The organism is Mesorhizobium sp. MC2-1-1 (assembly GCF_057597255.1).
In genome coordinates this window covers 167,950-189,205 of the sequence record NZ_CP195205.1, presented here as the reverse complement: position 1 = coordinate 189,205, position 21,256 = coordinate 167,950, and the positions used below count along the sequence as shown (strand labels likewise).

At 63.7% G+C, this 21,256-nt stretch carries 21 protein-coding genes; 8 read left to right on the top strand and 13 right to left on the bottom strand.

The features are described 5' to 3' along the window. The first annotated feature begins 121 nt into the window (after window positions 1–121). On the top strand, window positions 122–1,258 hold the full coding sequence (locus ACR64R_RS00905) for a helix-turn-helix transcriptional regulator (protein ID WP_487359822.1): 1,137 nt from the start codon (window positions 122–124) through the stop codon (window positions 1,256–1,258). Between the two features lie 46 nt (window positions 1,259–1,304). After that, window positions 1,305–1,478: a hypothetical protein gene (locus tag ACR64R_RS00900; RefSeq protein ID WP_487359821.1), complete on the top strand. Its 174-nt coding sequence runs from the start codon at window positions 1,305–1,307 to the stop codon at window positions 1,476–1,478. Window positions 1,479–1,544: 66 nt separating this feature from the next. Here the strand turns inward: ACR64R_RS00900 and doeB are convergent, their stop codons facing one another. From doeB to ehuR, 10 genes are all read right to left on the bottom strand, one after another. Next, window positions 1,545–2,549: a N(2)-acetyl-L-2,4-diaminobutanoate deacetylase DoeB gene (doeB, locus tag ACR64R_RS00895; protein WP_487359820.1), complete on the bottom strand. Its 1,005-nt coding sequence runs from the start codon at window positions 2,547–2,549 to the stop codon at window positions 1,545–1,547. A 5-nt stretch (window positions 2,550–2,554) separates the two neighbouring features. Continuing rightward, complete coding sequence (doeA, locus tag ACR64R_RS00890; protein ID WP_487359819.1) at window positions 2,555–3,733, bottom strand: ectoine hydrolase DoeA; 1,179 nt, start codon at window positions 3,731–3,733, stop codon at window positions 2,555–2,557. A gap of 37 nt (window positions 3,734–3,770) precedes the next feature. Beyond that, the gene (locus tag ACR64R_RS00885) at window positions 3,771–4,763 is read right to left on the bottom strand and encodes a cyclodeaminase (protein WP_487359818.1); all 993 of its coding nucleotides are present in this window, start codon (window positions 4,761–4,763) and stop codon (window positions 3,771–3,773) included. Further along, complete coding sequence (gene eutB, locus ACR64R_RS00880) at window positions 4,760–5,746, bottom strand: hydroxyectoine utilization dehydratase EutB (protein ID WP_487359817.1); 987 nt, start codon at window positions 5,744–5,746, stop codon at window positions 4,760–4,762. The genes ACR64R_RS00885 and eutB overlap by 4 nt, the downstream gene beginning before the upstream one ends. Window positions 5,747–5,751: 5 nt before the next feature. Beyond that, the gene (eutA, locus tag ACR64R_RS00875) at window positions 5,752–6,528 is read right to left on the bottom strand and encodes an ectoine utilization protein EutA (RefSeq protein WP_487362587.1); all 777 of its coding nucleotides are present in this window, start codon (window positions 6,526–6,528) and stop codon (window positions 5,752–5,754) included. Window positions 6,529–6,533: 5 nt separating this feature from the next. After that, the gene (gene ehuD / locus ACR64R_RS00870; RefSeq protein WP_487359816.1) at window positions 6,534–7,193 is read right to left on the bottom strand and encodes an ectoine/hydroxyectoine ABC transporter permease subunit EhuD; all 660 of its coding nucleotides are present in this window, start codon (window positions 7,191–7,193) and stop codon (window positions 6,534–6,536) included. Further along, window positions 7,193–7,852, bottom strand: coding sequence for an ectoine/hydroxyectoine ABC transporter permease subunit EhuC (gene ehuC / locus ACR64R_RS00865; protein ID WP_487359815.1), 660 nt, complete (start codon window positions 7,850–7,852; stop codon window positions 7,193–7,195). The genes ehuD and ehuC overlap by 1 nt, the downstream gene beginning before the upstream one ends. 155 nt (window positions 7,853–8,007) lie before the next feature. Then, window positions 8,008–8,859, bottom strand: a complete 852-nt coding sequence (gene ehuB, locus ACR64R_RS00860; RefSeq protein WP_487359814.1) for an ectoine/hydroxyectoine ABC transporter substrate-binding protein EhuB — start codon at window positions 8,857–8,859, stop codon at window positions 8,008–8,010. A gap of 90 nt (window positions 8,860–8,949) precedes the next feature. After that, entirely contained in the window at window positions 8,950–9,735 is a 786-nt protein-coding gene (ehuA, locus tag ACR64R_RS00855; RefSeq protein WP_487359813.1) for an ectoine/hydroxyectoine ABC transporter ATP-binding protein EhuA, read from the bottom strand. A gap of 136 nt (window positions 9,736–9,871) precedes the next feature. Continuing rightward, the gene (gene ehuR / locus ACR64R_RS00850; RefSeq protein ID WP_487359812.1) at window positions 9,872–11,257 is read right to left on the bottom strand and encodes a MocR-like ectoine utilization transcription factor EhuR; all 1,386 of its coding nucleotides are present in this window, start codon (window positions 11,255–11,257) and stop codon (window positions 9,872–9,874) included. A gap of 83 nt (window positions 11,258–11,340) precedes the next feature. Here ehuR and ACR64R_RS00845 point away from each other — a divergent pair, with 83 nt between their 5' ends. The 5 genes from ACR64R_RS00845 to ACR64R_RS00825 all read left to right on the top strand — a co-directional run bounded on the left by ACR64R_RS00845 (window position 11,341) and on the right by ACR64R_RS00825 (window position 17,219). Next, a complete protein-coding gene (locus ACR64R_RS00845; protein WP_487359811.1) occupies window positions 11,341–11,832 on the top strand; it encodes an Lrp/AsnC family transcriptional regulator in 492 nt (163 codons plus the stop codon). Window positions 11,833–11,960: 128 nt separating this feature from the next. Next, window positions 11,961–13,454, top strand: coding sequence for an NAD-dependent succinate-semialdehyde dehydrogenase (locus ACR64R_RS00840; protein WP_487359810.1), 1,494 nt, complete (start codon window positions 11,961–11,963; stop codon window positions 13,452–13,454). A 30-nt stretch (window positions 13,455–13,484) separates the two neighbouring features. Further along, window positions 13,485–14,864, top strand: coding sequence for an aminotransferase (locus tag ACR64R_RS00835; protein ID WP_487359809.1), 1,380 nt, complete (start codon window positions 13,485–13,487; stop codon window positions 14,862–14,864). An 8-nt stretch (window positions 14,865–14,872) separates the two neighbouring features. Further along, on the top strand, window positions 14,873–15,982 hold the full coding sequence (locus ACR64R_RS00830; RefSeq protein ID WP_487359808.1) for an alcohol dehydrogenase family protein: 1,110 nt from the start codon (window positions 14,873–14,875) through the stop codon (window positions 15,980–15,982). A gap of 49 nt (window positions 15,983–16,031) precedes the next feature. Then, window positions 16,032–17,219, top strand: a complete 1,188-nt coding sequence (locus ACR64R_RS00825) for an alpha/beta fold hydrolase (protein WP_487359807.1) — start codon at window positions 16,032–16,034, stop codon at window positions 17,217–17,219. Between the two features lie 189 nt (window positions 17,220–17,408). Here ACR64R_RS00825 and ACR64R_RS00820 read toward each other — a convergent pair whose 3' ends face one another. Then, the gene (locus ACR64R_RS00820; RefSeq protein WP_487359806.1) at window positions 17,409–17,840 is read right to left on the bottom strand and encodes a hypothetical protein; all 432 of its coding nucleotides are present in this window, start codon (window positions 17,838–17,840) and stop codon (window positions 17,409–17,411) included. A 60-nt stretch (window positions 17,841–17,900) separates the two neighbouring features. After that, window positions 17,901–18,362, bottom strand: a complete 462-nt coding sequence (locus tag ACR64R_RS00815) for a DUF1579 domain-containing protein (protein WP_487359805.1) — start codon at window positions 18,360–18,362, stop codon at window positions 17,901–17,903. Between the two features lie 243 nt (window positions 18,363–18,605). On the opposite strand from ACR64R_RS00815, the gene ACR64R_RS00810 reads away from it, so the two are divergent. Beyond that, a complete protein-coding gene (locus ACR64R_RS00810) occupies window positions 18,606–19,511 on the top strand; it encodes a LysR family transcriptional regulator (RefSeq protein ID WP_487359804.1) in 906 nt (301 codons plus the stop codon). 108 nt (window positions 19,512–19,619) lie between these two features. Here the strand turns inward: ACR64R_RS00810 and guaA are convergent, their stop codons facing one another. Continuing rightward, window positions 19,620–21,197 carry a glutamine-hydrolyzing GMP synthase gene (gene guaA / locus ACR64R_RS00805; protein WP_487359803.1) on the bottom strand — a complete coding sequence of 526 codons (1,578 nt, stop codon included), beginning with the start codon at window positions 21,195–21,197 and terminating at the stop codon, window positions 19,620–19,622. Between the last annotated feature and the right edge of the window lie 59 nt (window positions 21,198–21,256).

The following is a 21,256-nucleotide window of genomic DNA, read 5'->3' as shown; positions in this document are numbered from 1 at the left end:
AACGTCACCGTATCGAGACGGCGCGCAGAAAGTCTGCGGATAAACAAAACTAGGAGAACTTTAACGAATACCGTTCTAGGCCTTGGGTTGGTCGCAATCCGGGTAGTGACTGGACTGCAAGATGCCTGAAGAAAACAACGCCGCCCCGCCTACCCCAGTGCCCGTGGAACGCCGACGCTGGCCGCGCGTGTCTCAAGAGCCTCTCGGCAAGGACGAGAACACCGCAGCGTCCCTCGTTGCGCTGCGCTTCGAAACGGAGAGCCTTCCTGCTCCTGAGCAGTTCCGCGCGTGGCGGGAACATATCTCCTCGCTGGCGGAAGCGCGGTTGCCGGACAACGTCGCGCCGGATGATGGTTTCCCCGTCCGGCAGGCGGTTTGGAACCTCGGCGGAATGCTGCTCTTGGAACAGACCGTGCCTGCCTTCAGCTACGAACGCTCGCCGGACATGGTGCGGTTCAGTCCGCTCGACCACTGGCTGATCACCTTTCTCAAGACCGGTCGCTCATGGACAAGTGTCGACGGACGGGTGGCTGAAAACGAGCCCGGCATGATGGAGATCCGCTCGCTTGGTAACCCATTCAGGGGGCGTGCCCTGGCGTCGGGGTCGCTTACGCTTGTCGTTCCGGACGACCAGTTTGCGGATCGCGGTGGCCTGCCGCCGGCAAGCAGCAATACCGTCCTTGGTGGTCGCAGGGTGAAGTTGCTGTACGATCAGATGGCTGGCCTTGAGACCAATCTTGGCGGTCTCTCGCAGGATGACCTGCCGGGCATCAAGAGTCGCTTGCTAGAAATGATCCTCGATACCATGGCACCATTCCTAAATCGCGACGGTGACAGCGAGCGTGTATCGCAGATCGGCTTGATGACGCGGGCGCGGCGCTTTATCCGCAAGAACCTCATCTCGTCGGAACTGACGCCCGAGGCTTTGAGCCGCGAGCTTGCGATTTCGAGAACACGGCTCTACGAACTCTTTGAATCCGTTGGCGGTGTTTCGAAGTACATTCGCCAACATCGTCTTCTGGCGGCCCACAGAATGCTGGCGGACCCGTCCGACCGGCGGACGATTGCCGAAGTGGGCCTGGCGATAGGCTACGACTCGGCCGCGAATTTCAGCCGCGCCTTCACGCAGCAGTTCGGTTACAGTCCAAGCAACATCCGCACGCATCGCACGAGCTCTGATGTTCAATTCGACGCGCGTCCGGAGAATAGTGCTGTAACTTTCGATCGTCTGCTGCAAACGCTCGGGGTGCATGAATGATTTTTTATTTCAGTGGCTTAGACCGGAGACCGGCCCGGTCGACCCCGTGACGAAAGCGATCGGCCCGCTCTATGGCGACCCCTTCTCCAACGAGCTCGAGGCTTTCGATCGCCACATCATCGACCGCATCAGGCCGCTGACCGACCTTGCGGATTCGCGCCGCGACCTTGCGCTGATGGCCGAGATTATCGAGCGGATGACGGCAAGCGGTGGGACCTGAGGTCGCCGCCTATCTCGTATGGCCGCTGGCCGGCGAGGCAAACGACTGGATAAGCGCACAAGCAAGTCACGATGGCATCAAGACGCCAATCACCGCAGCGCAGTCGCCCGCCTTGACCAGGCCCGGAAAGTGACGCGCGGCAAGCAATCCCGGCATCCTGCTTCTGATTTCCTGAGGAGCCTGGCCGGTGCGGCCGACAGGATGGATGCGTGCGACCACATCGCCATTCTCCACCGTTTCGCCGAGATCAACCATCGTTTCGATCATGCCGTCATCCTCGGCGAAGGCAAAGCAGTCGCCCGACGGCATGTCCAACCATTTAGTTCGAGTCTTCTCGACCGCACCGGAAACAATGCCGGCATGGCGAAGCACGTTAAGCACGCCGCGTCGCGCGATGCGCACGGTCTCGGCACGCGAGGTTCCGCCGCCCCCGAGTTCGGTGGTGACGAAGACCTTGCCCATCTCCTCGGCGGCCGTGTCGTACATGCCGACCGCATCGATCTCGGTCATGCGCATCGAGAACGGCGCCGAGAAAGCCTCGACCGCGGCGAATGCCTTTTGCTCCTGCGCCTTGTCCGGCAGCGTGTGCGCGGCGCAGAACGGAACGAAATCCAGCGTCTTCCCACCCGAGTGGAAGTCGAACACGATGTCGGCGCGGGGAAGCAACTCGCGCTGGAAATAGTCGGCGATCTTCTCTGTCACAGTGCCGTCCGGCTTTCCGGGGAAAGAGCGGTTCATGTTGCCCTTGTCGATCGGCGAGGTGCGCGTGCCGGCCCGGAAGGCCGGATAATTCATCGCCGGCACGATGATGACCGTGCCGGAAACATCCTTCGGATCGAGTGTTCGGGCAAGTTCGTAGAGCGCCAGCGGGCCTTCATACTCATCGCCATGGTTGCCGCCGGTAAGCAGTGCCGTCGAGCCCTTGCCGTTGCGGATGACGCAGACCGGGATCATCACCGATCCCCAGGCGGAATCGTCGCGGCTGTAAGGCAGGCGCAGGAAGCCGTGCTGGATGCCGTCGCGCTCGAAGTCCACGGTCGGCGCGATCGGCGACGGACGCAAAGCGGACATCGGTTTCAGCCCTTCACAAAGAGCTTGCGCGGCACATTGGCCAGGCATTCGACGCCGGTCTCGGTGATCAGGATCGACTCGGTGATCTCCAGCCCCATCGTCTCCAGCCACAGGCCGGTCATGAAATGGAACGTCATGCCGGGCTGGAGCTCGGTGCGGTCGCCTGGGCGCAGGCTCATGGTGCGCTCGCCCCAATCCGGCGGATAGGACAGGCCGATCGAGTAGCCGGTGCGGTTGTCCTTGACGATGCCGTATTTCTTCAGGACGGCGAAGAAGGCGTTGGCGATGTCCTCGCAGGCATTGCCGGGCTTGGCGGCGGCGAGGCCGGCCTCCATGCCTTCCAGCGTCGCCTTCTCGGCATCGAGAAAAGCCTGCGTCGGCTTGCCCAGGAAGACGGTGCGCGATAGCGGGCAATGATAGCGGTTGTAGCAGCCGGCGATCTCGAAGAACGTGCCTTCGTTGACCTTCATCGGCTGGTCATCCCAGGTCAGATGTGGCGCCGAGGCATCCGCGCCTGACGGTAACAGCGGCACGATCGCCGGATAGTCGCCGCCGATGCCTTCAACGCCGCGCGTGCCGGCATCGTAAATCTCGGCGACGAGGTCGCATTTGCGCATGCCGACCTCTATTTTGTCGACGATGCGCTGGTGCATTGCCTCGACGATGCGAGCGGCCTTGCGCATGTAGCCGATCTCGGTCGGGCTCTTCACGGCGCGCTGCCAGTTCACAAGCGCGGTCGCGTCGGCGAAGCGGGCATTCGGCAGATGCTTCTGCAGCGCGGCGAAGGCAGCGGCCGAGAACCAGTAATTGTCCATCTCGACGCCGATGGTGAGCTTGTCCCAGCCGCGCTGGGCAAGCACGCCGGCGAGATAGTCCATCGGATGCCGCTCCGTCGATTGCACGTAATGGTCGGCGTAGCCGATGATGTTGTCATGGGCGAGATAGGCGGTTCGCTTGGCGCCGTTGGCGTCCTGGCCGCGGCCGTACCACACCGGCTCGCCCGAAGGCGGTACGATCACCGCCTGATGCACGTAGAAAGACCAGCCGTCATAGCCCGTCAGCCAGGCCATGTTGGAAGGATCGCTGACGATCAGCACGTCGATCCCCTTGGCCTCCATGGCTTTGCGAGTCTTGGCGAGGCGATCGGCAAATTCGCTCCGCGAGAATTTCAGGTTTGGCTGCATTTTCTTGGTCCTCGTTTGTTGGGCCTGACGGCCAGCATCAGCTCTCAAGAATGGTCCCGGCATTGGCCGCTCGGGCGCGGTCGCGGGCCAAAGTGGCGATCGCCGTATCCTGCACGCCGGTGCCGGTGAGGTCGGCGATTGTGATGTCGCTCGCCGAGCGCCGGCCGGGCTTGTCACCTGCGATGATCTGGCCGAGTTCGGTGACCTCGGCGTCGGCCGCCATCACGCCTGCATCAATGGCGTGGCGGAGTTCGCCAAGGCGTCGCGTCTGCTTCGCGCTGTCGGCAACATAGAGGTTGGCCATACGAAGGATCGCCGGCGCAATCTCGTTCTTGTGCTCGGCATCCGAGCCCATGGCGGTTATGTGCTGGCCGGCGGAGATGAAGCCGGGCTTGATCAAAGGTTCGGTTGAAGGGGTAGTCGTGACGATGATGTCCGCATCGGCTGCAGCCTTCGCTGCATCCGGTTCGGCCCGCACTGAAATGCCGAGCTTCTCGCGCAGGCGGGCAGCGGCTGCCTCTGCCTTGGCCGCGTCGCGCGCCCAGATGCGCGCTTCCTCGATCGGCCGCACGAGGCGCAGCGCTTCCAATTGGAGGCCAGCCTGCAATCCGGCGCCGAAGATCGCCGCCACCTTGGAGTCCTTGCGCGACAGATGCCTGGCTGCGACCGCGCCGGCTGCGGCGGTGCGGATATCGGTCAGATAGCCATTGTCGAGCAGCAGCGCCTCGACGACACCGGTCTTTGCCGAGAGCAGCACCATCATGCCGCCGCCGCTTGGCAGGCCCAGCGTCGGATTGTCGAAAAAGCCGGAGCTGATCTTGACGGCGAAGCCGTCTATGCCGGGGACATAGGCGCACTTCACGTCGACCTCGCCGCGATGTTCGTGAATGTCGAGCCGCAGGATCGGCGGCATAGCCACCGGCTGCGTGGCCAAAGCGCGAAAGGCGTTCTCGACACACGCGACAGCTGCCAGATCGAGCGTCACGACCTTGCGCAGATCCGCCTCGGTTAAAATAGTCATCCGGCTCATGCGGCGCGCCCCGTTCCTGGGAGGTCGGCGCAGACGATGCGGCGGTGCAGGCCCATATCGATATTCCGACCGGAGAGGATGAGAACGGTCGGGCCGCTCACATTGACCTTGCCGGCAAGAAGCGCGCCGATGCCTACGGCGCCTGCCCCCTCGACAATTTCGCGCTCCTGCTCATAGGCATGGCGGATACCTGTGGCGATCTCGTCCTCCGAAAGCAGGATGACGTCGTCGAGAAGTTCGCCGCACATGGCAAAGGTCAGGCGGTTGTCGAGGCCGATGCCGCCGCCAAGCGAGTCCGCTAAAGTCGGCAGTTCCTCGACCTGCACGGGCCGGCCGGCGTCGAGGCTGGCTTTCATTGCCGCCCCGCGATCCATCGAGATACCGATGACCTTGGTGCCAGGGTTAACGCTTTTGACCGCGGCCGCCACACCGGACGCCAGCCCCCCGCCGGACAGCGGCACCAGCACGGCCGCTGCATCCGCGACCTGCTCCATGATCTCCAATCCGAGCGTGCCTTGCCCGGCGATGATGTCGGGGTGGTCGAAGGGCGGCAGCATGACCAGACCTTCCTCGGCTACCAAGCGGTCTACTTCCTGTTGGGCGTCGTCCTGGCTGTTTCCGACAATGCGGATATCGGCGCCGAGCTGTCGAATGGCGGCGAGCTTGTTTTCGGGCACAAGCTTCGACATGCAGATCACGGCTCGGATGCGCTCGAGCTGCGCCGCATGAGCCAGCGCGCGACCGTGATTGCCGGTAGAGGCCGCGACGACCCCGCGCGATCTCTTCTGTGGACTCAGCACTGCGATGGCGTTCGAGGCGCCGCGCAGCTTGAACGCGCCAGTGGTCTGGTGGTGTTCCAGCTTGAGATGAACCGGGCTACCGGTGCGCTCGGACAGGCTTTGCGAAAGCATGCAAGGTGTCCGCTCGACCTTGCCGGCAATACGTTCGCGTGCGGCGCGAATATTCTGAAGCGTGACTTCCATCTCGGTCACACGGCCAGCGGCTTGGTCATCAGCCGGCCGAACTCGGGCCGCGGTGTCTCGTCGCCGCACAGCCGCAGGCAGTTCCAGGCGCTCGCCTGGTTGCTGGTGACGACCGGACGCCCGATCGCTTCTTCCATGCATGGCGCCGCGAGCGCGGCACGCAACGCAGTACACGAAACGAACAGCGCATCGGCTTGCGGGTGCGTTACCTTGCGCGCCAGCTCGACCAGCGAAGCCGGCGTGATGCGTGCCATCTCGCGGTCGTCCTCGAAGCCGAGGCAAGAGAAGCTCTGGATGTCGAAGCCGTGCGCCGCGAAATAAACCGCCATCGGACGGCTGGTCTCGACCGTATAGGGCGTCAGGATGCTGATGCGCTTCACCCCGAAGGCTTTCAGGCCGCGCACGCCAGCCATTGGCGGCGTGACGACGGGAACGTCGGGTTTGGTTGCCTGGATAGCCTGCTCTATCTCGGCATCACCGATCACCACCGAGGCCGAGGTACACGAGTAGCAGACCGCGTCGAGCGGCTCGTCCGGCAGGATGAGTGCCGCGCCAGCCGAAAGCGAAGGCTGCATCCTGCGCAAATTCTCCGGCGTCGTCGGATTGGCGTAGGGGATGCGCGCGACATAGACCCCGATGCGCTCGCTAGCCACCATGCGGCGGAAATCCACCTCGCTGGTGTGGTCGGTCGCAAGCGCGATCAGCCCGACGCGCTTTTCCAGCGGACGCGCATCGAGCGCGGGGCGCGCCGTCTCGAGGCGGATGTCGGGCAATGCTTTCATGACTCTCATCTTTCGATCCTGCCGTAGCGATGCTCTAGCCAGCGCAACAGCACGACCGAGCACAGGCTGATGACGAGGAAGAAGGCGCCGACCAGCGTCATCGGCTCGATGTAGCGGTAGTAGGTATTGGCGACGCTCTTGGCCTGATTCATCAGCTCCAGCACGGTGATCGCCGACAGCAGCGGCGTCTCCTTGAACATGGCGATGAAATAGTTGGCCAAGGCCGGGATCATCGGCGGGATCGCCTGCGGCAGGATGATGTGCGTCCAGGTATGGTGGCCGCTGAGATTGCAGGCCTTGGCCGCCTCCCACTGGCCGCGCGGCACATTGTCAATGCCGGCGCGATAGACCTCGGCCGTATAGGTCCCGTAATGCAGACCAAGCCCGATGACGCCAGCCACCAGCGGCGGCAACAGGATGCCGATATCGGGCAACACGTAGAAGATGAAATAGAGCTGCACCAGGAGCGGCGTGCCGCGGATGAACTCGGCGAACCAGCCCACGCCGCGCGCCATGGCACGGTTCGGCGAGCGCCGCGCCAGCGCGATCCCCAGGCCGACGATGGCGGCAAGGATCGAGCCGAGAACTGTCGCCAATATGGTAATCTTCACGCCCTGGATCAGCGTCGGCATGATCTCGCGAACGAAGTTCCAATCCCAATCCATCAGACGCGCACTCCGTCGAGGCCGCGCGCCATGCGGCGTTCAAGCGTCCGCACACTCCAGGAAATGATCAGCGAGAGCGCGAAATAGATGATCAGCACCGAAGCGAATGGCACCAGAGTGCTGCCGGTCTGCGAGCGCACCACCTGCGCCTGGAAGGTCAAGTCGGCGAGCGAGATCAGCGACACGACCGAGGTCGCCTTGAGCAGCTCGATCGCGTTGTTGCCGAAGGTCGGCAGCATGATCAGCAGCGCCTGCGGCAGGATGACGTGGCGCATGCCTTGCCAGCGGCCGAGGTTGAGCGCCGTGCAGGCTTCGTATTGCTCGCGGCCGACCGACAGGATGGCGCCGCGCACCACTTCCGCTGCATAGGCGCCCACATTCAAGCCCAGTGCCAGCACGCCGGCCTGCAGCGGCGTCAACGAAAGGCCGGCGAAAGGCAGCACGAAGTAAGCCCAGAACAGCTGGACGAAGATCGAGGTGCCCCGGAAGAACTCGATGTAGATCGTGGCGATCGCGCGCACGATGAAGAAGCGCGACACGCGCCCCATGCCGGCAAGGAAGGCCATGACCAGCGCGAGCACCGACCCCATCAGCGTCAGCTCGATGGTGACAAGCGCTCCCTGCAATATAAGGCCGAGATAGCCGGACCACTGGGTCATAGGGTTCCAAAGCTTGCGGTTTAAGTCCCCTCTCCCCGTTCACGGGGAGAGGCAGATGAGGGGCCGCGGGAGCTTGCGAAGCCGCGGCCCTGCCCCTCATCCGTCACTTCGTGACAACCTTCTTCCCGCGAACGGGAAGAAGGAACGGAGGCGCCTTATTTTGCCGAGCAGAGCTTCTCGCGCGTCGTCGACATCGCGGCCGCGGCCGAGAAGCCGTAGGGCTCGATGATCTTAGCAAATTCGCCGGATTTCTTCATCTTGGCGAGCTCGACGTCATAAGCATCGCGCAGCGCCTCATCGCCCTTCTTGAAGGCAGCGCCGTCGCAATAGACCGGCGCGCCGACCACCGGCGCGATCACCGCCAAGTTCGGATCATTGGCCTTCTTGACGAGGTCGTTGATCGAGAGAACCGGCAGCGAATAGGCGTCGATGCGGCCGTCCTGCACCATTTTGAGCCCGCTCTGGCCGTCCGGGACGACGATGACGCGATCGCGCGGCACGCCCGCGTTGAGCGCCAGCTTCTCTTCGGTGCCACCGCCTGGCGCGCCGACCGTTGCGGAAGAATCCTTGGCGATGTCCTCGTAACTCTTAAAGCCCTTCGGATTGCCCTTCTTCACGAGCAGGGCTTCGGCATCGCAAAGCACCGGCTCGGAATAGGCGACAGCCGCGCAGCGCTCGGGCTTCATGAACAGACCTGCGGTGACGACATCGAAGCGGCCGGCCTGCAGGCCGGGGATCATGGCGCCGTACTCGGAGATCGAGGCCACGATGTCGTTGACGCCGAGGCGCTTGAATATCTCGCGCGCCACGTCCGGCGCGGCACCCGAGACCTTGCCGTCGGCGGCGACCGCCGTATAGGGCGGCTCATTGGCTATGGCGACGCGGGCGAAGCCCTGCTGCTTGAGCTGTTCGAGCTTTGCGTCGTCAGCCGACCGCGCGCCGGAGGCGAGCAACACTGCACTTACCGTGAGGCCGGCAACGCCAGCCAGAATGCCAAGTTTCTTCATCGTTCCCAACTCCTTGTTTCTCTTCTTTGTTTGCTCGGTTGCGGCGACTGCATCGCCTCGGGACGACGACGTCGCCCGTCTGCACAACGGTCAGACGCGATGTCCGGCCGCGATGATCTTCTTCAGGAAGCTCTGCGTTCTTTCCTGTTTGGGGTGGCGGAAAATCTCGTCGGGCTTGCCTTCCTCGACGATCCTGCCGCGGTCGAAGAAGAGCACGCGGTCGGCAAAGTCGTGGGCGAAGCCCATCTCATGGGTGACAAGCAGCATCGTCATGTCGGTCTCGGCGGCAAGCTTGCGCATGACGTTGAGCACTTCCTCGACGAGCTCGGGGTCGAGCGCGGAGGTAACCTCGTCGAACAGCATGATCTTGGGCGACAGCGCCAACGCCCGGGCAATCGCCACGCGTTGCTTCTGACCACCGGAAAGCTGCGCCGGCATCGCTTTTGCCTTGTCGGCGAGACCGACCATGTCGAGCAGCTCCATTGCCCGTTTCTCGGCGGCGGCGCGCGCGATGCCCTTGGTCAGCATCGGCGCCAGGGTCACGTTGTCCATGACGCATTTGTGCGGGAAGAGATTGAAGAGCTGGAAGACCATCCCGATCTTCTGGCGCATCCTGGCCAGGTGCCGCTCGTCGGCCGGCTGCAGCTGGCCGTTGCGCTCCATATGGTAGAGCTGCTCGCCATCGACCTGGATGTGGCCGCCGTCGATCTTTTCCAGCGTCATGAGGATGCGCAGGATCGTCGTCTTGCCGGAGCCGGACGGGCCGATCAGCGCCAGCTTCTCGCCCGGCATGACCTGCATCGACAAGCCGTCCAGCACCTTGAACATGCCGAAGCTCTTGGAAATGGAGTCTACCTTGATGATGGGTGCGGGCAACCAATTTCCCCGTTCTGGAGAAGCCTATGCCCTTAACGATGCGAAACCCGCCAAATCATGTCAATTGGGAAAATAATATCATGACAATATTTCTGGCGCGGCACAATTTCAGGGCAATCTGCGCTCTGCTTGTGCATCATATGGCGAGCAGGAGATGCTCCGGGTCGCCAAGCAAGAGTTTGGCGACAACGCTCAAGCCAGCGCGCAGTTCCCCCTCGGTGGTCGATCCGAGCGAGATCCGTACTGCCGGATGCCAGGATGTATCGGAGATACGGAATGAGGTACCCGGCGCGATCGCCACTCCGCGCAGGCGCGCCTGCGCGACGAAACTTTCCTCGGCGCGATCGCCCGGCAATTCGAGCCAGAGATGCAGGCCGTCGCGGTGGACACGGTAATCGACGCCCGCAAGCACCTCTGCCGCTATCTCCTGGCGCCGCCTCAATGCCGACCGCTGCCAGTTCACCAATTCCAAAGCCGTGCCGTCGTTCACCCAGTGGGTAGCGATTTCCGCCACCATCGGCGTCGCCATCCAGTTCGAGACGAGATGACGATTGGCGACGGCCGCGACATAGCGGTCGGGCACCGCGAGATAGCCGATGCGCAAGCCCGGCACGGTGATTTTGGTGAATGAGGTGACGTATAGCGTCCTTTCAGGCGCGAAGGCGGCGACCGCCGGCGCCCGGCCCTGAACCAGCGGCCCAAGCACGTCGTTCTCGATGATAGCGATGTCGTGCTTGCGCGCAACTGCAGCGATCTGCTCGCGGCGTTGGGCGTCCATCAAGGTCGCCGTCGGGTTGATCACCGAAGGCTGGACGAAGACGGCGCGGATGTCCGCGAGCCGGCAGGCATCGTCGAGAGCCTCCGGGATCAAACCGTTTCCGTCGATCGGCAAGCCCTCAAGGTTGAAGCCGAGATAGCGGGCAAGCGGGATAAGCGTATGATGGCCGATGGCCTCGGTGGCGACCGTCGACCCGGGGGGCGCGACGCTCATCAGCGCAACTGTCATGCCAGCGGTGGCGCCATTGGTGACGCTGATATTCTGCGGCGATACTTCGAGCCCGCAAAGCTTCAGCCACTCGACCGCGATCGCGCGATGACGGGGAAACACCATGTTCGGCCGGAAGGACAGCGCTGAACTGGCCGGCAAGTTCTCGGCCAGCCAGCCCAATCCCTGCTTGAGCTTGTCCAGATGCATCGGCTCGCAGACCGGCTTCAGGATGGAGAGGTCGATGACTTCGCCCAGCCGCTCCGGAATGTAAGGCGGCTCCGGCTCGCGGCGCTGGGTCTGCACGAAGCTGCCACGGCCGACCTCCCCTGAAATCAGCCCACGGCGGATCAGTTCCTCATAGGCGCGGCTGACTGTCTGAACCGAAAGTTTGAGATCGTCCGCCAGCCTGCGATGCGTCGGTAGCCGCGTGCCATTCGCAAGCCGACCGTCATGGATGGCGCGGGCGAACTGGTCGGCCAGCGAGAGATAGGCCGGACGGCGGATGAGTGCGGGATCTGGCTGCCACAATGTCATGACATATTAGAGATCGAAATCAGTGCAATTGACAATCGAAATAATGCATCGTCATGGTGTCGGGGACGAAAGGCGGATACCGCATGGCGGCAGCGAAACTCGACCCGATCGACCTCAGGATTCTCGACGCCATCCAGCGCGACGGGCGGATCACCAAGCTGGCGCTGGCCGAGAAGGTCGGCCTGTCGCCGACGCCTTGCTGGATGCGGCTGCGCAAATTGGAAAAGGCCGGCATCGTCTCCGGTTACCACGCTTCGATCGCCATGCGCTCGATCGCCCCGGTGGCGACGGTGCTCATGGAGGTGACCCTGGCCAACCACCGCCAGGCAGACTTCGACCGGTTCGAGCGCGTCGTTCGCGATGTCCCGGAGATCGTCGCTTGCTGGTCGGTGGGCGGCGGCGTCGACTACGTGCTGAAGGTGATGGCGCGCGACATCGATGCCTATCAGCGGCTGGTCGATGGCCTGCTCGGACGCGAGATCGGCATCGACCGCTACTTCACCTATATCGTCACCAAGACGGTCAAGGACGCGACCGTGCTGCCAGTGGCCGACCTGTTGGCAGGACAATCTTAGAATAGAGATTGTCTGGGCAGTCGGTCCAATAGAGACAGTATCTCTCTCTGGACCTGACGAAACAGCCTCTCCGTCTCGATCGCGCGACTAGTCTCCCCACATCGCCACGGCACCGGGAGACCCGACTGATGTCCGCGCATTTTGCCCGCACCAACCACCATGAAGCGCTCGACCGGCTCGCCGATCGCCGGTTGCTGCGCGCGCTCGCCTATGTCGATGGCCACTGGACGGCAAGCGATGCGGCGGCAACCTTTGAGGTCACCGATCCGGCCACGGGCGCCACCGTCGCCTTCGTGGCGGCGCTTGATGCCGCCCAAACGACGAAGGCGATTAACGCTGCTTCCCGGGCGTTTTCCGCCTGGCGGGCACTGCTGCCGCAGGAGCGCGCGAAAATCTTGCGAAAATGGTTTGAGCTGATCGTCGCCGCCAAGGACGATCTGGCGCTCCTGATGACGTTGGAACAAGGCAAGCCGCTGAAGGAATCGCTGGGCGAGATCGACTACGCCGCCTCGTTCGTCGAGTGGTATGGCGAGGAAGCGAAGCGCCTCAACGCCGAAAGCATCACCAGCCATCTGTCGAATGCCGAGATGTCGGTGCGCCGCGAGCCGCTTGGCGTGGTCGGGGTCGTCACACCCTGGAATTTTCCGTCGGCCATGCTCACGCGCAAGGCCGCCGCCGCGCTTGCCGCCGGCTGCACGGTGGTGGCGCATCCTTCGTCGGAAACGCCGCTGTCCGCGCTGGCACTGGCCGAGCTCGGTGAGCGCGCCGGGCTGCCGGCCGGCGTCTTCAACGTCGTCACCGGCGATGCGCGCACCATCGTCGGCGTGATGTGCGCCGATGCGCGCGTGCGCGCCATGAGCTTCACCGGCTCGACCGAAGTCGGCCGACTGATCGCCGCGCAGAGCGCCGCGACCATGAAGCGGCTGGTGATGGAACTCGGCGGCCACGCGCCGCTGATCGTGTTCGACGACGCCGGTATCGAGAAGGCCGTGACGATCGCGCTCGACGCCAAATTCGCCACCTCCGGCCAGGATTGCCTCGCCGCCAACCGGATCTATGTGCAGCGGCCGATCTACGACCGTTTCTGCGCTGCTTTTGCGCGCCGGATCGAGCAGCTTCGCACCGGCAACGGGCTTTCCGTGAGCGCCGAGATCGGGCCACTGATGCATGAGCGCGCCATCAAGAAGGTGGAGGAGCACGTCGCCGATGCGCTGGAGCGCGGCGCGCGCTGCCTGACCGGCGGCAAGCGCCACGCTGCCGGCCCGCTGTTCTACCAGCCGACGCTGCTCGTCGACGTGCCAGACGAAGCGCTGATCATGCATGAGGAAACGTTCGGCCCCGTCGCCGCCGTGATGCCGTTCGACGACGAAGCGGTAGTCGTTGCCCGTGCCAACGCCACCGAATACGGTCTCGTCGCCTATGTCGTCACCGAGAACGGCGCCCGGCAGGCGCGCTTGGGCCGCGCCCTGGAATACGGCATGGTCGCCATCAACCGCGTCAAGATAACCGGGGCGCCGATCCCCTTCGGCGGCGTCAAACAGTCCGGCATCGGTCGCGAGGGTTCGCGCCACGGGCTCGAAGCTTTCACCGATCTCAAATACCTTTGCCTCGACGTGGCCTAGGCCATTCCGGAATCTTCAGGAGTCAAGAAAATGCTCGAACAGTCCAACGAACTCTCGGCCTGGGACCGCGATCACTTCTTCCATCCCTCGACGCATATGGGCATGCATGCTCGTGGCGAGTCGCCGGCCCGCATCATGGCCGGCGGCGAAGGCGTCACCATCTGGGACAACACCGGGAAGAAGAGCATCGATGCCTTCGCCGGCCTCTATTGCGTCAATGTCGGCTATGGCCGCCAGAAGATCGCAGATGCCATTGCCGAGCAGGCAAAGAACCTCGCCTATTATCACGCCTATGTCGGGCACGGCACCGAGGCCTCGATCACGCTGGCCAAGATGATCATCGACCGCGCGCCGATGGGCATGAGCCGTGTCTATTTCGGTCTGTCCGGCTCCGACGCCAACGAGACCAACATCAAGCTGATCTGGTATTACAACAACGTTCTCGGCCGGCCCGAGAAAAAGAAGATCATCTCGCGCTGGCGCGGCTATCACGGCTCTGGCGTCATGACCGGATCGCTGACCGGGCTTGAACTCTTCCACAACGCCTTCGACCTGCCGCGCGCGCCGATCATGCACACCGAGGCGCCCTATTATTTCCGCCGCGCCGACCGGTCAATGAGTGAGGAGCAGTTCTCGCAGCATTGCGCGGACAAGCTCGAGGAGATGATCCTCGCCGAAGGCCCGGACACTGTCGCCGCCTTCATCGGCGAGCCGATCCTTGGCACCGGCGGCATCGTGCCGCCACCGGCCGGCTACTGGGAAAAGATCCAGGCTGTGCTGAACAGGTATGACGTGCTGCTCATCGCCGATGAGGTCGTGACCGGCTTCGGCCGTCTCGGCACCATGTTCGGCTCGGATCACTACGGCATCAAGCCGGACCTGATCACGATCGCCAAGGGACTTACCTCGGCCTACGCACCCCTTTCCGGTGTCATCGTCTCCGACAAGGTCTGGCAAGTGCTGGTCAAGGGTTCAGACAAGCTGGGCTCTCTGGGACATGGCTGGACCTATTCGGCGCATCCGATCTGCGTTGCCGCGGGCGTGGCCAATCTCGAACTGATCGACGAGATGGATCTGGTGCGGAACGCCGGCGAGACCGGTGCCTATTTCCGCGCCGAGCTTGCCAAGGCCGTCGGCGGCCACAAACATGTCGGCGAGGTGCGCGGCGACGGCATGCTGGCTGCGATAGAGTTCGTCAAGGATCGCGACGACCGTGTCTTCTTCGATCCGTCGCTGAAGGTCGGGCCGCAGATTGCCACGGCGCTCGCCGCCAGCGGCGTCATCGGCCGCGCCATGCCGCAGGGCGACATCCTCGGCTTCGCGCCGCCGCTCTGCCTCACGCGCGAGGAAGCCGACATCATCGTCGCCAGGACCGCCGACGCCGTGAACAGCGTCCTTGCCGGCATCTGAGAAGCGACATGAACGCCATGACCAGAACCGTTCCCGCCACCATGGCCGCCGTGCAGCTTACCGGGCATGGCGGCCTGGAAAAGCTCGTTTACCGCACTGATGTGAAAGTGCCCACGCCGGCTGCCGGCGAGGTGCTGGTCAAGGTCAGCGCCTGCGGCATGAACAATACCGATGTCTGGGTGCGCCAGGGCGCCTATGGCACGGAGGAGGATGCCGCCGCCGTGTCGACATGGCGCCGGCAAGGCAACACGCTCATCTTCCCGCGCATCCAGGGCACCGACACGGTAGGCACCATCGTCGCCGTCGGCGACGGCGTGCCTGCGCAGCGTGTCGGCGAACGCGTCATGGTCGACTTCTCCATCTATAACCGCGACGACGATTCGCTGGCGGACATCGATTACATGGGCCACGGCCGGGACGGCGGCTACGCCGAATACCAGGCGCTGCCGGCCGAGAACGCGCATCTCGTCGACACCGATCTGAGCGACGTCGAGCTCGCCACCTTCTGCTGCGCCTATCTCACCGGCGAGCAGATGCTGGAACGCGCGGCATTGAAGACCGGCGAGCGGGTGCTGGTCACCGGCGCCTCCGGCGGCGTCGGCTCCGGCATCGTGCAACTGGCGAGGGCCCGCGGCGCCATTCCTTACGCCGTCGTCGGCAAGGGCAAGGAACAGGCCGTGCTCGACATCGGCGCCGAGAAGGTGATCACGCGCGGCGTGGCCGACCTGCCGGCCGCCGTTAACCAAGCGACTGGCGACCATCCCATCGACGTGGTCGCCGATCTTGTCGGCGGCGCCATCTTCAACGACCTGCTGCGCATTCTGCGGCCAGAAGGCCGTTACACCACGGCGGGCGCCATTGCCGGCCCGGTGGTGCAGCTCGATCTGCGCACCATGTATCTCAAGCAGCTCCAGCTTCACGGTTCGAGCCAGGGCACGCGGGCCGACTTCCGCCGCATCGTACGCTACGTCGAGGACAAGAAGATCAAGCCGCTGGTCGGCGGCGTCTACAAGCTTTCCGATTTCCACCGCGCCCAGACCGACTTCATGGGCAAGGACTTCGTTGGCAAGCTGGTGGTTGTGCCGGACGCAATGTGGGGAGATCGCCAGGATCGTTGAACCGGGGCTGGATGGCGCCACTTCAATCGTTGTCCGCTGAGAACCTTCGATGTTTCCGATGCGGTACAATCGCCACTTCCCGCGCGACCACCCGCAATGTCTGCTTTTCGGCGCTGGCGAAGAGGGCTTCAACGCCCGGTTTGGGCGCAAACCAGACACGCCTTCTCGCAAGCCGTCCTACGCCCCGCAACCCGCGCCTGGTTCGAAAGCACTTTACTTCATCGGGGATGTGGGCGCGGATCGCGGCGGCCGCCCAGCGGCCGCGACCAAGGTGGGGACCGTCGCGCCTCGCCTGCCGCCTGGGCGCGGATGGCCGGCGAGTGTTGGAACTCGCCACGCCATCCCGCGTTCCCTGAATGTCATGGACACCAATCATCCGCAGCGACTGCGGCTCTCGACAGGCACTGAGATCGCATACCGCACGGCCGGCTCGCCGGAGAAGCCGCCTATATTGCTGCTGCATGGCTTTCTGAGCTCATCGCGGAGCTTTCGGAAGCTTCTTCCGAGGCTTTCCCACCACGCTCATCTCATCGCCCCCGACCTTCCAGGGTTCGGCGTGTCCGAGCTATTGCCCACTTACTCCTTCTCCGCCTTCGCCGATGCCGTTGCGGAACTGCTGGATCATCTGCATATCGGGCCGCGCTACATCTACCTGCATGATTTCGGTGCGCCCGTGGGACTTGAGCCATGCGTGCGCCGAAACAGATGCTCGGCCTCATCATCCAGAACGCCAATGCCCATGAGACCGGCCGGACAGGGCGAGGAATGGGCCGCGACGAAGGCTTTCTGGCGCGATCCGACGGTGGAAAACGAGGCGGCGGCCACAGCCCATCTTACCCTTGAAGGAACGCGCGACCAGTATACTGCCCGCGTGCCCTCAGACATCGCGGCGCGGATTGACCCCAGAGTCTGGGAAGAGGATTGGCGGGTAATGCAGTTGCCCGGTAGGATGGCAATGCAACGCGCGTTAGTGGCGGATTACGGTCGCTATACCGCGACGTTTTCGTCGATCGCCATGTTCCTTGCCAAACACCAGCCCGCTGCCCTCATGATATGGGGCCGACACGATGCGTTTTTCGATCTGAGCGAAACCCTCTCCTGGATGCGGGCGCTGCCTCGGATGGAAGCGCATATCCTTGATGCAGGCCATTTCGCGTTGGAAACTCACGCTCCGGCCGTTGTCCGAATAATGACCGACTTCCTGGCGCGGGCATCCGGCACGAGTGCGCCACAATAGGCGAGGCAATTCCCCGCTTAACGGACACGTAGAGCTGCGGCGGGCCGCGCTAGCGCATGGCTGACGCAAGATCCCTCTTCTACAATCCGGGCCGCGCCGCCGGGCCTGTACGGCGCACATACCCTGCCAAACTCTACGTGCTCGAGGGGATCGGGCGCGCGGCTCACCCTGTGTCGCAGCGCCGGCGGATCAGGCGAGGCCGAGGCCCCGCAGCGCCTTCTCCTCATCCTCATGCGACAGCGCCAGAAGTATCTTCGGGCCGTCCTCCCTTACTCGGATTACGTAGCTTACCTTGAAGCGGGACTCGGCTGCGTTGGCACCCTCGGGCGCAAAGCGCAGCCACCATTCGGCATCGACAAGAAAATGATCGCTCGCAAGCGGTGTCGTCCCGATCACCTTGATTTCCGATGCCGCGAGCCCCAGCCGTTGCATCGCCAACGCCTTGGTCTCGACGGCGTGTCCGTAATCCGCATCGACTTTGAACGCCTCGATGGTCGACGGGGCGGCTTCGAGATAGGTCGAGAAGTATGAATTACTGACGGTTTCGGCATCGCCCGCCAGGGCTGCCGCGGCATAGGCATCGAAGAAGTCCCGGATACGCATTTGCGTGGCTGAAGACATGATCGAACCTCCTCGGACTGTTGTCGATGGCGGGCCCGCCCCAGGCCGCCCCGATGCCGGTCAGCTGAACTGCATCGACCAGTTCAGCTCCCAGCTTCTCCCGCCATCCGGCGAGAACGACTGTTCCCACCGTGGTCCGGCGCCGGCCGCCTTGAGCCATGCGAAGCGCACCTTGATCGGCACGCCATTCCAATGGTCGTCGGCGAGGAATGTGCCGCTGCTTCCCTCGAAGCCGCCTAGGACGGGGACCCCGATCTCGGACGGAGAGCGGAGGTCGAGCCACCAGATCCGCCAAAGGCCGACGTCGCGCTCGAAGGCGCGCAAGGCTGCGGCATGGTACGCGCCAGCAGGGTCGTCGATGAAATTGTCCTCGACATTGCCAAGCCCGCTCAAGATCGGCCGCGTCGAACTCGTGCCGTCGAATTCAGACCAGTCGTTCGCCCCCGCAAGCCTTGTTGCCAGTTTCCGATGCCGGACCTTCCAGGTCCCATACAGGAAATCGAAGTCATGTTCGTCCGCCATCTCAAGTCCTTCAATTCAGCCAGGCTTTCCTGTGGCGCCTCGCCGGGTCATGATGTTGACGGTGCCCGCTCAACGTCGAGTGAGGCCGGGTCCGTCCGCGCACTCCAGAACTCGGTCATCGAGGGACGGAATTGAGAGACAATGTCGACGTCCGGCAGCGAAGTGTTCTGTTCGTCAATCTAGATCATCCCATTTCTTTCAGGTCTATTTCAAAGACATGATGCTTCCGATAAGCTGAACTTAATGTTCGATCTCGTGCGCCTCAGGCTCCTGCGTGAACTATCCCACAGGGGCACTATGACCGCCGTCGCCGCGGCATGTCGCCTCACGCCGTCGGCGGTTTCGCAGCAACTCTCGACGCTGGAGAGCGAAGCGGGCCTCGCGCTGATCGAGCCCACTGGGCGACGGGTCAAGCTGACGCCGGCTGGCCTGCGACTGGTGGCACATGCCGAAACAATCCTGCACGCTGTCGAAGCCGCGCGCCTCGACCTGGCCTCTGTCTCCGTGCAGCCAAGCGGCACCTTGAACATCGGCTGCTTCGGCACATTTGCGAAAGCGCACGTGCTGCCGGCGATGGTCAGTGCCAGGAGCCGTAACCCAGACCTCGATATTGTCCTGCATGAGCTGGAGCCGGAAGATGCCATCGACGCTGTGCGCATCGGACGGTGCGATGCGGCGATCGTCTATTCGCACAGCCTCGTGCCAAGGGCGATCGATCGGAGCTTCGATGTCTTCCCATTGCTGGATGAGCCCATCCTGCTCGCTCTCCACGCCAGCCACCGGGCGTTGACGGCGACCGTGGACCTGGCGGGGCTGGCGGACTGCGCGTGGATCGGCGGGGCGCGGGGAACCGGCGGCTATGAGTTGATCAGTCGCGCCTGCGCGCTGGCCGGATTCGCCCCGCGCATCACGCATTGCGTCGACGATTATGAGCTGTTGCTGCGCATGGTGAGCGAAGGTATTGGCGTGAGCTTCGTCCCGGCCGTCGCGCTCGAACTCTATCCCGATACGGGCGTCGTTGTCCGCGTCCCGGCCGGTCCCGCATTGCTGCGCCGGATCGACATCGTCACGCGGCCCGCCATGGCCTCGGCCCCGCCATTCACCTCTTTTGTCGAGGGGCTTCAGTCGCGCATGCCCTCAGGGACGTAACGATCAGCCCCGTCCCCGACCGTATTTTTCTCGCCTTTCCTCCATCGCGACATGTGCCCACCATGTCTGCGCTACAGGATCCCGGCAGTCGCGGGAACTACGTTTCCGTCACTCCCACTCGATTGTGCCGGGCGGCTTCGATGTCACGTCGTAGACGACGCGGTTGATGCCCTTGACCTCGTTGATGATGCGGGTGGCTGCGGCGCCGAGGAAGTTCATGTCGTAGTGGTAGAAATCGGCCGTCATGCCGTCGACCGAGGTGACGGCGCGCAGCGCGCAGACGAATTCATAGGTTCGGCCGTCGCCCATGACGCCGACGGTTTGCACCGGCAGAAGCACCGCGAAGGCCTGCCAGATGGCGTCGTAGAGGCCGGCCTTGCGGATCTCGTCGAGATAGATGGCGTCGGCCTCGCGCAAGATCTCGAGTTTCTCGCGCGTAATGCCGCCCGGGCAGCGTATGGCAAGGCCGGGGCCGGGGAAGGGATGGCGGCCGATGAAGCTTTCGGGCAGGCCGAGTTCCTTGCCGAGCGCCCTCACCTCGTCCTTGAACAATTCGCGCAGCGGCTCGACCAGCTTCATGTTCATGCGCTCGGGCAGGCCGCCGACATTATGGTGCGACTTGATCGTCACCGAAGGGCCGCCGGAGAAGGATACGCTCTCGATGACGTCGGGGTAGAGCGTGCCCTGCGCCAGGAAGTCGGCGCCGCCGAGCTTCTTCGCCTCTTCCTCGAACACCTCGATGAACAGGCGGCCGATGGTCTTGCGCTTCTTTTCGGGATCGGCCTCGCCTTCCAGCGCCGAGATGAAGCGATCGGAGGCGTCGACCAGGATCAGCGGCAAATTGTAGTGCTGGCGGAACATCTCCACCACGCCCTTGGCCTCGTCCTTGCGCATAAGGCCGTGGTCGACGAGGATGCAGGTCAACTGGTCGCCGACCGCCTCATGGATCAGCAGCGCCGCGACGGAGGAGTCGACGCCGCCCGAGAGCGCGCAGATCACCTTGCCCTTGCCGACCTGCTTGCGGATCGCTTCCACCGCATGCTCGCGATAGGCGCGCATCGTCCAGTCGCCTTCGATGCCGGCGATGTTGTGGACGAAGTTCCGGAGCAGTCTCGCGCCATCCGGCGTGTGCACCACTTCCGGGTGGAACATGATGCCGTACATCTTGCGCCCGACATCGCCGAAGATGGCGAAGGGCGAGCTCTCCGACTTGCCGAGCACCTTGAAGCCCGGCGGCAATTCAATGACGCGGTCGCCGTGGCTCATCCACACCTGGTGCCGCTGGCCGGGCGCCCACAAGCCTTCGAACAGCGGGCTCTCCTTCTCGATCTCGACGAAGGCGCGGCCGAACTCGCGATGGTTGGAGCTCTCGGCGACGCCGCCCATCTGCACGCAGAGCGCCATCTGGCCATAGCAGATGCCGAGGACCGGCACGCCTGCGTCGAAGACGATCTGCGGTGCGCGCGGGCTGCCGATGTCGGTGGTCGAGGCCGGGCCGCCCGACAGGATCACCGCTTTCGGCCTGATGCGCTTGAAAGCCGCTTCGGCCGATTGGAACGGCACGATCTCGGAAAAGACGCCGCTCTCGCGGATGCGGCGGGCGATGAGCTGCGTGAACTGGCTGCCGAAATCGATGATCAGGACAGTGTCAGGCAGAACGGTATCGGGATGATTGGCTGTCGTCATGGCGAGCCTTTAGAGAAAGAAACGAGTCGGCGCAATGGGCCGCGCGCTGCGGCTTTCCG